This window comes from Collimonas fungivorans, from assembly GCF_001584145.1.
Classification (GTDB): domain Bacteria; phylum Pseudomonadota; class Gammaproteobacteria; order Burkholderiales; family Burkholderiaceae_D; genus Collimonas; species Collimonas fungivorans.
Genome location: NZ_CP013232.1, coordinates 2,824,124 through 2,836,823, shown reverse-complemented (window position 1 = coordinate 2,836,823; position 12,700 = coordinate 2,824,124). Strand labels below are relative to the sequence as shown.

The 12,700-nt window shown below is 59.2% G+C and carries 10 protein-coding genes; 6 read left to right on the top strand and 4 right to left on the bottom strand.

Translation table 11 applies throughout. The annotated features are described in order from the left end of the window. Positions 1-18: 18 nt before the first annotated feature. From CFter6_RS12280 to CFter6_RS12265, 4 genes are all read left to right on the top strand, one after another. Positions 19-1,470: an aldehyde dehydrogenase gene (locus CFter6_RS12280; RefSeq protein ID WP_061540164.1), complete on the top strand. Its 1,452-nt coding sequence runs from the start codon at positions 19-21 to the stop codon at positions 1,468-1,470. 81 nt (positions 1,471-1,551) lie between these two features. Beyond that, positions 1,552-3,408, top strand: a complete 1,857-nt coding sequence (locus CFter6_RS12275) for a feruloyl-CoA synthase (protein WP_061540163.1) — start codon at positions 1,552-1,554, stop codon at positions 3,406-3,408. 139 nt (positions 3,409-3,547) lie between these two features. Beyond that, entirely contained in the window at positions 3,548-4,756 is a 1,209-nt protein-coding gene (mhpT, locus tag CFter6_RS12270; RefSeq protein ID WP_150118729.1) for a 3-(3-hydroxy-phenyl)propionate transporter MhpT, read from the top strand. Positions 4,757-4,800: 44 nt separating this feature from the next. Beyond that, a complete protein-coding gene (locus CFter6_RS12265; protein ID WP_061540161.1) occupies positions 4,801-5,940 on the top strand; it encodes a porin in 1,140 nt (379 codons plus the stop codon). 1 nt (position 5,941) lies between these two features. Here CFter6_RS12265 and CFter6_RS12260 read toward each other — a convergent pair whose 3' ends face one another. Genes CFter6_RS12260 through CFter6_RS12250 form a run of 4 tightly spaced genes read right to left on the bottom strand, consistent with a single transcriptional unit; the run spans position 5,942 to position 9,269 of the window. Next, on the bottom strand, positions 5,942-7,090 hold the full coding sequence (locus CFter6_RS12260; RefSeq protein ID WP_335340278.1) for an FAD-dependent monooxygenase: 1,149 nt from the start codon (positions 7,088-7,090) through the stop codon (positions 5,942-5,944). 8 nt (positions 7,091-7,098) lie between these two features. Then, positions 7,099-7,497, bottom strand: coding sequence for an FAD-dependent oxidoreductase (locus CFter6_RS26820; protein ID WP_335340277.1), 399 nt, complete (start codon positions 7,495-7,497; stop codon positions 7,099-7,101). A gap of 53 nt (positions 7,498-7,550) precedes the next feature. After that, positions 7,551-8,369, bottom strand: coding sequence for a helix-turn-helix domain-containing protein (locus CFter6_RS12255; protein WP_061540160.1), 819 nt, complete (start codon positions 8,367-8,369; stop codon positions 7,551-7,553). Positions 8,370-8,375: 6 nt separating this feature from the next. Continuing rightward, positions 8,376-9,269, bottom strand: coding sequence for a LysR family transcriptional regulator (locus CFter6_RS12250; RefSeq protein ID WP_061540159.1), 894 nt, complete (start codon positions 9,267-9,269; stop codon positions 8,376-8,378). Positions 9,270-9,407: 138 nt separating this feature from the next. On the opposite strand from CFter6_RS12250, the gene CFter6_RS12245 reads away from it, so the two are divergent. Together CFter6_RS12245 and CFter6_RS12240 are read left to right on the top strand one after the other, a co-directional pair. Then, a complete protein-coding gene (locus CFter6_RS12245) occupies positions 9,408-10,517 on the top strand; it encodes an agmatine deiminase family protein (protein WP_061540158.1) in 1,110 nt (369 codons plus the stop codon). A gap of 506 nt (positions 10,518-11,023) precedes the next feature. Continuing rightward, positions 11,024-12,664 (top strand): S10 family serine carboxypeptidase-like protein, encoded by a 1,641-nt coding sequence (locus CFter6_RS12240; protein ID WP_082814731.1) that lies wholly within the window; start codon positions 11,024-11,026, stop codon positions 12,662-12,664. The last annotated feature ends 36 nt before the right edge of the window (positions 12,665-12,700 follow it).

Here is a 12,700-nt window from a genome sequence, read left to right as displayed (position 1 = left end):
TATAAAGGAGACCATCGAATGAACGAAATCAGCATGCTGATCGGCGGCAAGGAGCTGCCAGCCGCCGACGGCCGTACCTTCGAGCGGCGTAACCCGTTGAGCGGCGCCATCGCCACCCGTGCGCCAGCTGCCAGCCTGGCGGATGCCGATGCGGCGGTGGAAGCCGCCCAGGCAGCGTTTCCGGCATGGGCTGCACTGGCGCCGACCGAGCGCCGCAAGCGGCTGCTCAAAGCCGCCGACCTGATGGATGCACGCACTGGCGATTTCATCGCGGCCGGCGTCAGCGAGACTGGCGCGATGCCGAACTGGTACGGCTTTAACGTCATGCTGGCGGCCAACATGCTGCGCGAGGCGGCGTCGATGACGACCCAGATCGACGGCAGCGTGATTCCATCCGACGTGCCAGGCAATCTTGCGTTTGCGCTGCGCCAGCCATGCGGCGTGGTGCTCGGAATCGCGCCCTGGAATGCGCCCGTGATCCTTGGCACACGGGCGCTGGCGATGCCTCTGGCGTGCGGCAACACGGTTGTATTGAAAGCGTCGGAACAATGCCCTGCGGTACACGCGATGATCGGCGCGGTCCTGCTTGAGGCCGGGCTCGGCGCGGGGGTGGTCAATGTGGTGACCAATGCACCGGAGGACGCAGCGGCGATTGTCGAAAGACTGATTGCACACCGCCATGTGCGCCGCATAAATTTCACGGGTTCGACGCATGTGGGACGCATCGTTGCCCAGCTCGCCGCGCAGCATCTGAAGCCGGTGTTGCTGGAACTCGGCGGCAAGGCCGCTGTGCTGGTGCTGGCCGACGCCGATCTCGACGCTGCCGTGAACGCCATCGCATTTGGCGCATTTTTCAACCAGGGCCAGATCTGCATGTCGACCGAGCGTGTGATCGTGGATCGCCGGATTGCCGATGCGTTCGTCGACAAGCTCGCCGCCAAGGCGCAATCCCTGGTCGCCGGCAATCCGCTTGCGGCAACCAGCGTACTCGGCGCCATGATCGACGCCGGCGCAGTAGCGCGTGTGGCGGCACTGGTTGCAGATGCCAGCGCCAAGGGTGCGCGCTTGCCGGTCGGCTGCAGGTACGAAGGCGCTGTCATGCAGCCCGCTATCGTTGACGGCGTTACGCCAGACATGCGGATCTATCGCGAGGAATCGTTCGGTCCGGTAGTGACGGTGCAGCGGGTGGACAGCGACGAGGAAGCAGTGCAACTGGCCAACGACAGCGAATACGGGCTTGCATCAGCTGTCTTCAGCCGCGACATCTCGCGTGCGCTGGCCGTCGCAAAACAGATTCAATCCGGCATTTGCCACATCAACGGACCCACCGTCCACGACGAGGCGCAAATGCCCTTCGGCGGCGTAAAAAACAGCGGTTATGGACGCTTCGGCAGCAAAGCATCGATTGCCGAATTTACCGATTTGCGCTGGATCACGATCCAGAACGAGGCTCGGCACTATCCGGTCTAACACCGGATGCAATCATGACCACTGGTCGCAACGCCTTCATGCAGAAAGGCGGACCACAACAGAAATGCAGGAGACAAAAGCATGACTAGTGTTGAAACTGGCATGGGTGTTCGCTACAGGGATGTGGCGGTGACTACCGCTGCACCCGAAATCGCCAGGAAAGGCGATGCCTGGTATTTACGTTCGGCCGAGCCGTTGCAAGCATTCCCATTGCGCCTGACTGACCGCCTGGTCAGCGGCGCGCAAGCGCATCCGGAGCGGATCCTGGTGGCGCGCCGAGACCACAGCGGCGCTTGGATCACGATCACTTATGCCGACATGTTGCAGCGTGCGCGAGCTATCGGCCAGGCGCTGCTCGATCTCGGCCTGACGCCGGATCGGCCGCTTGCCATCTTGTCCGGCAACGACCTGGAGCATTTGCAGCTCGCCTTCGGCGCAATGCTGGCCGGTATCCCGTTCGCACCGCTGTCGCCGGCTTATTCACTGGTTTCCAGCGATTTCAGCAAACTCCGCTATATGCTGGAACGGTTGCATCCGGGGCTGGTATACGCAAGTGACCATGCGATGTTCTCGCGTGCTATCGATGCAACTGTCCCGGCCGACGCCATATTGGCGACGAACCAGGCGACGCCTCGTTCCATCACGGTCGGCAGCTTGCTTGAGCACATTCCGACCAGCATCGATACGGTATCCGCACGCATAGATGGCGGTACGATCGCCAAAATCCTCTTCACCTCAGGTTCCACCCGGCAGCCCAAGGCGGTTCCGACCACGCATCGCATGTTGTGCAGTAACCAGCAGATGCTGTTGCAAACGTTTCCCGAGTTCGCGAAAGAGCCGCCGATGCTGGTCGACTGGCTGCCCTGGAATCACACCTATGGCGGCAGCCATAACCTCGGCATTGCCTTGTACAACGGCGGTTCGCTCTATATCGACGACGGCAAGCCGGTCGCCGGCAAGTTCGAGGAAACGTTGCGCAACCTGCGTGAAATATCGCCGACTGCCTACTTCAATGTTCCCAAGGGCTGGGAAGAACTCGCAATCGCGCTGGAAACGGACGAGGTATTGCGGCAACGCTTCTTTGCCCGCGTGAAGCTGTATTTTTTCGGCGGGGCAGGGCTGTCGCAGGCGGCCTGGAGCCGGCTGGAACGGGTCACGGAGCAATATTGCGGCGAGCGCATCCGCATCATGGCCGGCCTTGGCATGACGGAAACCTCGCCTTGCTGCCTGTTCACCACCGGAACAGGCACGCGCGCAGGCTACATCGGATTGCCGGCCCCAGGCTGCGAGACAAAACTGGCGCCGGTAGGCGGCAAGCTGGAGTTGCGTTTTCGCGGCCCCCACGTGATGGCCGGATATTGGCGTCACGAAGCATCCGGCGCACAAGTGTTCGACGAAGAGGGTTTCTATTGCAGCGGAGACGCGGCAAAATTTGTCGATCCTGAACGTCCTGAGATCGGCTTGCAGTTTGACGGCCGTATTGCCGAAGATTTCAAACTGAACTCTGGCACGTTCGTCAGCGTCGGGCCGTTGCGCGCTCGCGCAGTATCGGAAGGTGCGCCGTATGTACAGGACGCGGTCGTCACCGGAATCAACCGCGGGGAAGTCGGCTTGCTGGTATTCCCGCGCATTGATGATTGTTTTCGGCTTGCTGCACTTGCGCCTGACGCCAATCTGAGCGAAGTGCTCAACGCCGGGCCGGTGCGGGCATTTTTCGCCGATCTCCTGGCGCGCCTGAACCGGCAGTCGACGGGAGCAACGACATTTATCGCCCGCCTGCTGGTTCTCGAGGCGCCGCCTTCGCTTGATCTTGGAGAAATCACCGACAAGGGCTCGATCAACCAGGGCATGGTGCAAAAGCATCGGGCTGACCTGATCGAAGCATTGCACGCTCCCGGCCCCATTGACCCGCGTGTGATTGTTGCGCCCGGCAGATAAAAACGGACATTGTGCGGCCAGCCTGGCTGCAGCGCTAGCTGTATGCATCAAAGCCATATCGGCAACCATTTCGCAATATTCAATATTAATAGGGATAATTAATATGAAAGCGTTCGGAACAGAATCGTTGGATAAGGGCATGGCCACTACGTCGGTTGCCAGGTCCGGAGCGCTGACTACATTGGGCCTGTGTTTTGCCGTCGCGCTGCTGGAGGGGCTCGACTTGCAGTCGGTCGGCGTCGCCGCTCCCCGCATGGCGCATGAGTTCGGATTGTCGGTGGCGCAGATGGGCCTGGCGTTCAGCGCCGGGACCTTCGGCCTGCTGCCTGGCGCAATGTTCGGCGGCCGCCTTGCCGACCGCATCGGGCGCAAGCGCGTGCTGGTGATATCGGCCTGCCTGTTCGGCCTGCTATCGATCGCTACCGCCCTGGTGAGCGATTTCCATACGCTGGTGATTGTAAGGGTGCTGACCGGCATCGGCCTGGGCGGCGCGCTGCCCAACCTGATTGCACTGTCGTCGGAAGCGGTGCCGCCACGCTTGCGCAGCACCGCTGTGAGCGTGATGTATTGCGGCATTCCATTCGGCGGCGTGATCGCTTCAGCCATCGGTGTATCGAGTGCGGGCGATGCGGAATGGCGCCATATCTTCTACGTCGGCGGTGTGGGTCCGCTGGTCCTGGTGCCGCTGCTTCTGTTATTCCTGCCTGAATCGAAGGCATTCGCGAAAGCGTCGCGCGACGGCAAGGCGAGACCTGATCCTGTCGGCGCGATACTCTTCGGCGACGGCCGGGCCATATCAACGCTGCAGATCTGGATCAGTTATTTTTGCACGCTGATTGTCCTCTATTTCCTGCTTAACTGGCTGCCATCGTTGATGGCAGCGCGCGGTCTGACGCGCCCCGAAGTCGGCTACGTGCAGATTTTCTTCAACGTAGGCGGTGGCCTCGGCGCATTGTTCATCGGCATGCTGATGGATCGCATGCCTCCCAGGGCCGTGGTGGCAGGCATGTACATCTGCATTATCGCTTCGCTCGCCGCCTTGTCCATGGCGCCTGGCTTCACTGCGCTAACAGTTTCAGCGTTCTGCGCCGGCATGTTCGTGATTGGCGGGCAGTCGGTTCTGTATGCGCTGTCAGCCGCCTTCTATCCCGCTGCGATGCGCGGCACCGGCGTCGGAGCCGCCGTGGCTGTCGGCCGCATTGGTTCTGTGGCCGGACCGCTGGCAGCAGGCCAGCTGCTGGCGATGGGCAGCAGTTCTGCCATTGTCATCGGCGCCAGCATTCCTGTCACGCTGGTGGCCGCGGCGGCAGCACTGCTGCTGGTGCAGCGGCCGCGTGCGAATGACTGATGCTTTCGTGAAAATCCGATAATAACTGCCTGGGGAGTTCGATAATGTTAACGTCCAAACGCATTCTTATGTGCAGCGCACTCAGTGCGGCAAGCACGGCCGCCGTAGCGCAAACCAGCGTAACCCTGTATGGGGTGATCGATACCGGTATCGAATATGTGTCGCATGCGAATGCAGCAGGCGATCACGTGCTGCGCATGCCAGGCGTCACGGGCGAGTTGCCCTCGCGCTGGGGTGTGCGCGGCACCGAGGATCTCGGCAGCGGTTACAGCGCGGTGTTCACCCTGGAAAGCGGTTTCAACGTGCGTGCAGGCGATTCCGGGCAAGGCGGGCGGCTGTTCGGGCGCCAGGCTTTCGTCGGGATAAAGGGGCCGCAGGGCACGCTAGCATTCGGGCGGCAATATACGATGACCTACCTGGCGCTGGCCGGCGCCGACCTCATCGGCCCCGACATCTACGGCCTCGGCTCGCTGGACGCCTATGTGCCGAATGCCCGCGCCGACAATTCGGTTACCTATGTCAATACGCTGCACAACCTGACGCTTGGCGCCGGCTACTCGTTCGGGCGCGATGCCGCCGGCACCGGGAATTCGCCCGGGGCGGGCACTTGCGCCGGTTCCCTGCCTGGCGCCGCCACCGCATGCCGGGACTGGTCGGTGATGGGCAAGTACGATGCAGCATCCTTCGGCGTCGCCGCATCGTATGAAGAGCAACGCGGCGGTCCGAATGCCGCTGCCAATTTTTTTGACGGCGTGGCGCCGACAGTACTCGCGAGCAGCTCTGACAAGGACGCACGCGCACATATAAGCGCATACGCGAAATTCGGAGACGCCAAAATCAGCGCAGGCTGGCTGAATCGCCGCGTCGATACCGAATCGGCCGCGGTGGCCGATGTGCGCTCGAACCTGTTCTTCATAGGCGCATCGTATCTGGCGACGCCGGCGCTCCTGGTCGATGGCGAGGCATACCGGATCATCAACAAGGACCACGACACGCGCGCGGCGATGGGAACTTTGCGCGGCACCTATTTCCTGTCCAAACGCACCGCACTCTACGCGCAAGGTTCTTACCTTGCCAATAGCGCAAAGGCCCGATATTCCGTCAGCGGCGGTGGCGGCGGCACAACTCCGGTCGCGGGAACAGGGCAGGCGGGCATCATGCTCGGCATGCGGCACATGTTCTAGACTATCGGGCAAACCAGAAAGCAGCCGCTGTCCTGATTGATTGCTCGTCAGGTTTGCTGTCAGAAGCCCAGGCGACAATTCCGTCGGGGCGTATCAGTACAGTGCTCAAGTCCAGCTGTTCTTTCGCCCGGCCCGGAACATACTTGATTCGGCCGCCGTATTCACTCGCCAAAGTTTCGAGGGAAGCATTCATATCGAAATCAAGCAGTATCCCTTGGCCGCCATGCATCAACTCGCCGACTCTTGTACCGTCCTCGAACTCAAAGTTGGGAACGCTGTGGCCTGCCAGAGGATGGCCGCCGCCGAGATTGTAGTGCGTGAGAATACCCCACACCCTTCCTGCAAAATAGGTGGCGCCGTCACGGGTATTGATAAGGTCGCGCATAATTGCGTTCAGCGCGCGGGCATGCGGGTCCGGTCTCATGATGGCAACCTGGGCGCGCGACCAATCCAGAACCTGTGCGCCAATTGGGTATCGTTCAGCATGATAACTGTCCAGCAAACCTTCAGGCGCTTTGTCCTGGACGATTGCGGCGAGCTTCCAGCCCAGGTTCATGGCATCGCCCAGCCCAAGGTTGAGTCCTTGGCCTCCCAACGGCGAATGGATGTGCGCTGCATCGCCAGCTAAAAATATCCTTCCGTTGCGGTAGCTTGTAACCTGCCGTGCACGGTCGGTCCAGGTGGTTGCGATATGCAGGGTGCTGATGGTCACGTCGGTATCCGAGATGCGGCGCGCGACCTCCTGCACGTGTTCAAGCGTAACTGGTTTCTTTGCATGATGAAATGCCCCGGCATCAAAATCCTGGAGTATCAGGTAACCCGGCTGGGATTGGAAGTACATCCCTCTTGGTGTCACGTTTCGGCCTGGGCCGAGTTTCTCCGGGTCGGCAATATCCAACAGTGCGGAGTAGCCGGTAAATTCTGGTTCCGTACCTGCGAACTCAAAACCACCGGCCTTGCGAACGACGCTACGGCTGCCATCGCAACCGACGAGCCATTTGCTTTTAAAAAATTGCTCACCTGACTGAACCGTCACCCCGTCCTCGGTTTGCTGAAAGCCGGTAATGGCAAGCCCGCGCTTGATTTCTACCCCCAAGGCCTCTGCGCGGCGAGTCAGCACCGATTCAAACTCCCCCAATTCAGACAACAAACTGGTATCTATCGAGCTCGGCAGGCGGTACTTCCACTGTGAGGTGTCAATATTGTCGTATTGGAATTGAATGCCGGCGAAGTGCCCCCTGGACGACGGAGTTGCGTCTCTTGTACGGAAGCTGGCGCGCCATGGGGATCTTTAAGGCGTTTTGGCAGCTCAAGTTCTTTTAGCAATCCACGACGATAAAGCGCCTCAATAGTTGGGGCCGAGAGCCCTCGCATGCCGAAAGGGAGCTGCTTTAAGGGCGAGTGCGGATCCTCCGCCTTTTCCAATAGCAGGACGGCACACTTGGCCAAGGCCAGTTCACAGGCAAGGAACAGGCCTACGGGCCCTGCGCCGGCAATGATTACATCGTAAATGAAATGATCTTGTGCGGATTTCTTGCTTTCAAGCGTGGTTTTCAAGCGTAGCTTTCATGTGGAATGACTGATACGCAAGATACTTGAATGCTTCGGCGTCAGGCTTGTACAAACGCGACAAAATCGCTGCCCACGGCCTGTTTGCCTTTCTTTGCTTTGCGCGCGAATGCAGCCGGCGTAGTACCGCTGTAGCGCTTGAACTCCCTGCTCAGGTGGGATTGATCGGTATAGCCCAGTTCACGCGCCAAGCCGGCAAGGCTGGAATCCGGATAAAGCCATAATTGGTTTCGCGCCTGCTCAAAGCGCATCAGGCCGGACACGTCTTTAACGCTATGGCCGGAAGATCGCTTGAATTTCCTTTCCAATGTACGAACGGTCGCATGAGCCGCCGCCGCTACCTGGCTTACCGGCATGGTGCCGTTTGCTGCGCTCATGGCGACTCCCGCTTTGAATAACATGCTGTCAATGGCGACCCGCGACTGTGCATCAAGGAAATACTGTTTTACCTGGACCAGCGCTTCATCTATCCTTCCGGCGCGAATCGACTCATTCAATGTGGATTGAAGCTGGGCGATAGGGTGCTCGAATATACGCACTCCGCCTTTACCGGACGGCAGTCCGAGCAGATCGAACACGGCCCAGGGAAAGCACCTGATGCCAATGATTTCTAAACGGTTTTTCGCGCTTAAAAGAACGGGCTGATTGAGCAGTCCCATCATGAATGGCGATGGCAATGGCTGTAAGCCTCCATTGCTGGAAATACTGCAGGTGCTTCCGAAGTAGAAAATGATCTCGGCATAGCCGTCAGGCAGCACTTCAAAATTCGATTCCACATCTCCGAAATCTCTTCTGTTATACCAAAAGCACTTTATGGCATCCCGCAGCTCTTCGAGAGATTCAAATTCCTGATGCAGCATATTGATTTATACGTCCTTGTTTGAATTGGCGAGCAGGTAATCAACGATATCCACGACCATGCTGGAACGGGGCTGGCCGGCGACGCGAGATAACCACCATGTACTGCCGGGAAGGCGCGGATAGCCGGGCAGGATGGCGATTTGTCCGCGAACCAGGCTGTCGTGCGCCAGCAGGTAGGGCAGGCAGGCGATGCCGCGTTTGCGCAACACCGCATCCAGCAATAGACGTACGTCGTCGTAGATCGCATGTTTCCGGAACGCCGCCAGCTGATGACGAAAAATGCCGGCAGTCGCATCGTCGGTCAGGCTTTCCTCCAGACAAACCAGGCCGGTATGCAGATGATGCTGCTCCAGGGGAACATCTATCAGCTCGGCGGCCAGTGCGGTATTGCCCACAACGACCCATTCATCTTGCAAAAATGGCACTTCCATTAGACCCGGTTGCTGGATCGGGCGGTTTCCGATAGTGATGTCGACATCGATTTCGTCGATGAAACGTGCGGTTTCATCTGTCGAGAACAAGGGGAATAGCCCCGGAATCCGGTCTTGCAGGAGTTCTATCTGGGGCTGCAGCCAGCCATGCAGCAATGGCGCCGGGCACACCAGTACAACCAGTCCCGGATCCAGATAAGTGGCGATGCGCGTCAAACCGCTGTGCAAGGTGCCAAATGAGCGTTGTACGCTCTGCAGCAAGACTTCTCCCGCAACGTTCAATTCCACCCCGCGTCCGATCCGGTGAAACAGCGGCTGGCCAATTTGTTCTTCAAGCAGTTGTATCTGATGGCTGATTGCGGATTGCGACACGCACAGCTCGTCGGCCGCACGCGAGAAATTGCCGAGGCGGGCAGCCGCTTCAAAGCCGCTCAACAGCTTCAGTGATGGGATCCGACTGGCTGACATATGAGATTATCTAATTAATCGAACCAATAAACATCAATATTCCTCAAGTGTAGCATGCGCCATAATCGTCCTGTATTCACTTTGCATAGCCTAAATCGATTGAATGAATTGGGTTGGTCCGCTACCGAGGAAGAATTAATGACGACACGACGTGATGTATTGGAACATGGGCTTAGGAACTCTGGCGCCGTACTGTTTGCGGGCCTGTTCGGTGGCTTGAACAGCCCGGTCCTGGCTGCGGCCGGAGACAAATGGCGCATGCCGGACGAAGCAGAGCGGCATGCAGCGACATGGATGGCTTTTGGGCCGGAGGAAGAAATCTGGGGTAAGCGCCTGCAGGCAGGGGCCCAGGATAACCTGGCCGAAATTGCCCACGCCATTTCGGCTTTTGAACCGGTAAACATGCTGGTGCGGGAGGAGGACTATGAGATCGCCGCCCGCAAATGCGGTGCAGCGGCCAAGCTGATTATCCATCCGATTGACGATCTGTGGATGCGCGATACCGGACCCGTATTCGTTAAAAATGAGCAGGGGAAAATTGCCGCGGTTAATTTCAATTTCAACGGCTGGGGAGAAAAACAGGACTACCAACGCGACGCCCAAGTTGCCGGCTTCGTAAGCGCACAGACCGGCGCCAGGCCATTGCGAAGCAAGCTCATCCTGGAGGGCGGCGGCATCGAAGTCGATGGCGAGGGCACCGCGATCATCACCGAGAGTTGCGTCCTCAATCGCAACCGTAATCCTGGCGTGAGCAAAGCGCAATGCGAGGCCGAGCTGATGCGTTTGCTCGGCCTGGAAAAAATCGTATGGCTGCCCGGGATCGCAGGGCAAGATATCACCGACGGCCATACCGATTTCTACGCTCGCTTTGCCGGCCCTGGCGTGGTGCTTGCAGGCTACGAGCCTGACTCTTCTTCGCCCGAGAATGCAGTAACCAAACGCCATCTGGACATATTGCGTAAAGCTACTGACGCCAAGGGGCGCAAATTGCGTGTTGTGGTGTTGCCAGGGCCGTCCACTGTGCGCAGCAAATATGAGAACAAGGAATTTGCTGCAGGCTATATCAATTTTTATGTGTGCAATCGCGCCGTACTGGTCGCTGAATTTGGCGACGCCAAATCCGATCGGAATACCTACGATATTTTGCGCGACCTGTTCCCCTCGCGTGAAGTGCTGCAACTGAATATTGACGCGATTGCTGCTGGCGGCGGCGGTATTCATTGCACAACTCAGCAACAACCTGTTTGAGCTATGCCGGCTTGCACGGCGACCGGCTGCATTCAGTGCGTCCGGTCGCCGTTTACTTGTAAATGAGAGGTGGCCAGGCGGCTGCATTCCATGCTCCGGCTGAATTGAAACTTTCCTTGAAGAAATGTGTTTTTGTAGTATACCTCTGAGGTGGCAGGGTCGAATCTCGCTCGGTTTACGGCTGCAATGAGATTCGCCTGCCAGGTCGCAAGGTCTTGCGGCTGCCAATCCAATCTGAATTTATCGATGAAGCACCGAACCGGTCGCTCGGACAGGACTCGCCTGTTCCATGGCGAATTGAAAAAAGGGAGAGCAACAGCTTGCCGGCAACGACCAGGAGCCTATCTGGCACAGCAAGCGATGGCGAAGTAACGGTAGCGCGTTTGTCAGTCAAATCACCCAGTTGTGTCGCCGCCAGGCGGCACGTCTTTAACAAGAAAGGGCTAGAGATGAAAACAGATCGTCCCATGAATGCCAGCACCTCTCCTCAGACAATCCGAAGCAACATGCGAGCCGCAGCGGCGGCGCTGGCGCTGCTTGCCGGGTTCTGCGCGGCTTTTTCAACGCCGGCGGCGGCTGAAAGGTTGCCGCCCGACCAGCCTTACATGGATAACACCGCTTATGCCTACGGCCCCACTGACGGGCTGGCGGCGTCCATTGTCAACGAGAAGGCAGCCGTTGCTTATCACCAGCTGACTTACCGCGAAAGCGGCAAGCGTGTGGATTACACCACCACCACCGGACACCTGACCGCGGCCGACGCCAGCGGCAAGCCGGAGGCATCGATGTTCTATGTGGCTTATACCGCAAAGAACCGGGGACCGTGGCCGCGTCCTGTCACTTTCTTCTATAACGGCGGGCCGGGGTCGTCGTCGATCTGGCTGCGCCTGGGTTCCTTCGCGCCGAGCCGGGTCGCCACGCCAGACCCGTACACCACCGGCTGGCCCAATTTTCCGCTGGTGGATAACCAGGAGAGCCTGATCGACACCACCGACATGGTGTTCATCGATCCGCCCGGCACAGGCTTTTCCGAAGCGGTGCTGCCCAACACCAACCAAACCTTCTGGGGCGTCGACCAAGATGCAGGCGTGATGCGCGATTTCATCCTGCGCTATCTGGCGGTCAACCCGCGTCCGCGTTCGCCGATCTACCTCTACGGCGAATCCTATGGCACGCCGCGTACCGATGTGCTGGCGCCGTTGCTGGAACAGGCTGGCGTGCGCCTGAGCGGCATCGTCCTGCAGTCTTGCATACTTGACTATAACGACCAGTATCCAAGCGCTTCAGACCTGCAGCGGGCCACCGATTACACCGTGTCGCTGCTGCCGGGTTATGCCGAAGTAGCGGCATTCTTCGGACAGGTCACGCCGCCGCCGTTCGGGGTGCGCAGCTTTGCCTGGCGCATGCGCGATTTCTCGACCCGCCGTTACGCCGAATTCCTGCCTTACGGCCCGACTTTCCTCGGCCTGGCCAACCCGCCGGTATTCCCGACGCCCGCGGTGTATGCGCAAATGTCGCGCCAGAGCGATATCAACGTCAGCGCCTTGCAAGCCTACCTGGGGCCGAACCCGCTCAACACCGCGCTGGTGCCAGGTTCGACCATCGGCGGCTACGACGGCCGGGTGTCGGTGCCGAACGACAGCCCGATGCTGGTGGGCGATTCCGATCCGTCCGATGCCTTGATCGCCAAGCCGTTCCCGGTAATCCTCAGCCAGCAGCTGCCGGACTACCTGAAGTACACCGCACCGAACACCACCTACGTAACCTTGAGCGATGCCGCCAACATCAACTGGGATTTCAGTCATGGCGGCTTGCCGGTGCCGGATACCATCCCCGATCTGCTGGCTGAAATCACGCTCAATCCGCATATCAAGGTGCTGGTTGAAAATGGCTACCACGACCTGGTCACGCCATTCTTCATGACCGAGAAAGACCTGGGGCGGCTGAAAAGCGTAGCCGGCATCCGGCCCGACATCCAGGTGACGCATTATGCCGGCGGCCACATGATCTACCTTGAGGACACCTCGCGGCCGCGCATGAAAGCCGATCTGGTGAACTATTACGAAGGTCGGCGGATCGCCGGCGCCATGACGTTCGCAGAGCTGCCGGCGCCGTGGTCCGACATGGGACCTGCAGGCACACCTTAGGAATGCGAGGCAATACGCAGAACCGGCGCCGACGGC

What these genes read in the sequence shown, in the direction of transcription:
- CFter6_RS12280 (WP_061540164.1), top strand. Translation starts at nt 19, where the DNA reads ATGAACGAAATCAGCATGCTGATCGGCGGCAAGGAGCTGCCAGCCGCC.
- CFter6_RS12275 (WP_061540163.1), top strand. Translation starts at nt 1,552, where the DNA reads ATGACTAGTGTTGAAACTGGCATGGGTGTTCGCTACAGGGATGTGGCG.
- mhpT (WP_150118729.1), top strand. Translation starts at nt 3,548, where the DNA reads ATGGCCACTACGTCGGTTGCCAGGTCCGGAGCGCTGACTACATTGGGC.
- CFter6_RS12265 (WP_061540161.1), top strand. Translation starts at nt 4,801, where the DNA reads ATGTTAACGTCCAAACGCATTCTTATGTGCAGCGCACTCAGTGCGGCA.
- CFter6_RS12255 (WP_061540160.1), bottom strand. Translation starts at nt 8,369, where the DNA reads ATGCTGCATCAGGAATTTGAATCTCTCGAAGAGCTGCGGGATGCCATA.
- CFter6_RS12250 (WP_061540159.1), bottom strand. Translation starts at nt 9,269, where the DNA reads ATGTCAGCCAGTCGGATCCCATCACTGAAGCTGTTGAGCGGCTTTGAA.
- CFter6_RS12245 (WP_061540158.1), top strand. Translation starts at nt 9,408, where the DNA reads ATGACGACACGACGTGATGTATTGGAACATGGGCTTAGGAACTCTGGC.
- CFter6_RS12240 (WP_082814731.1), top strand. Translation starts at nt 11,024, where the DNA reads ATGCGAGCCGCAGCGGCGGCGCTGGCGCTGCTTGCCGGGTTCTGCGCG.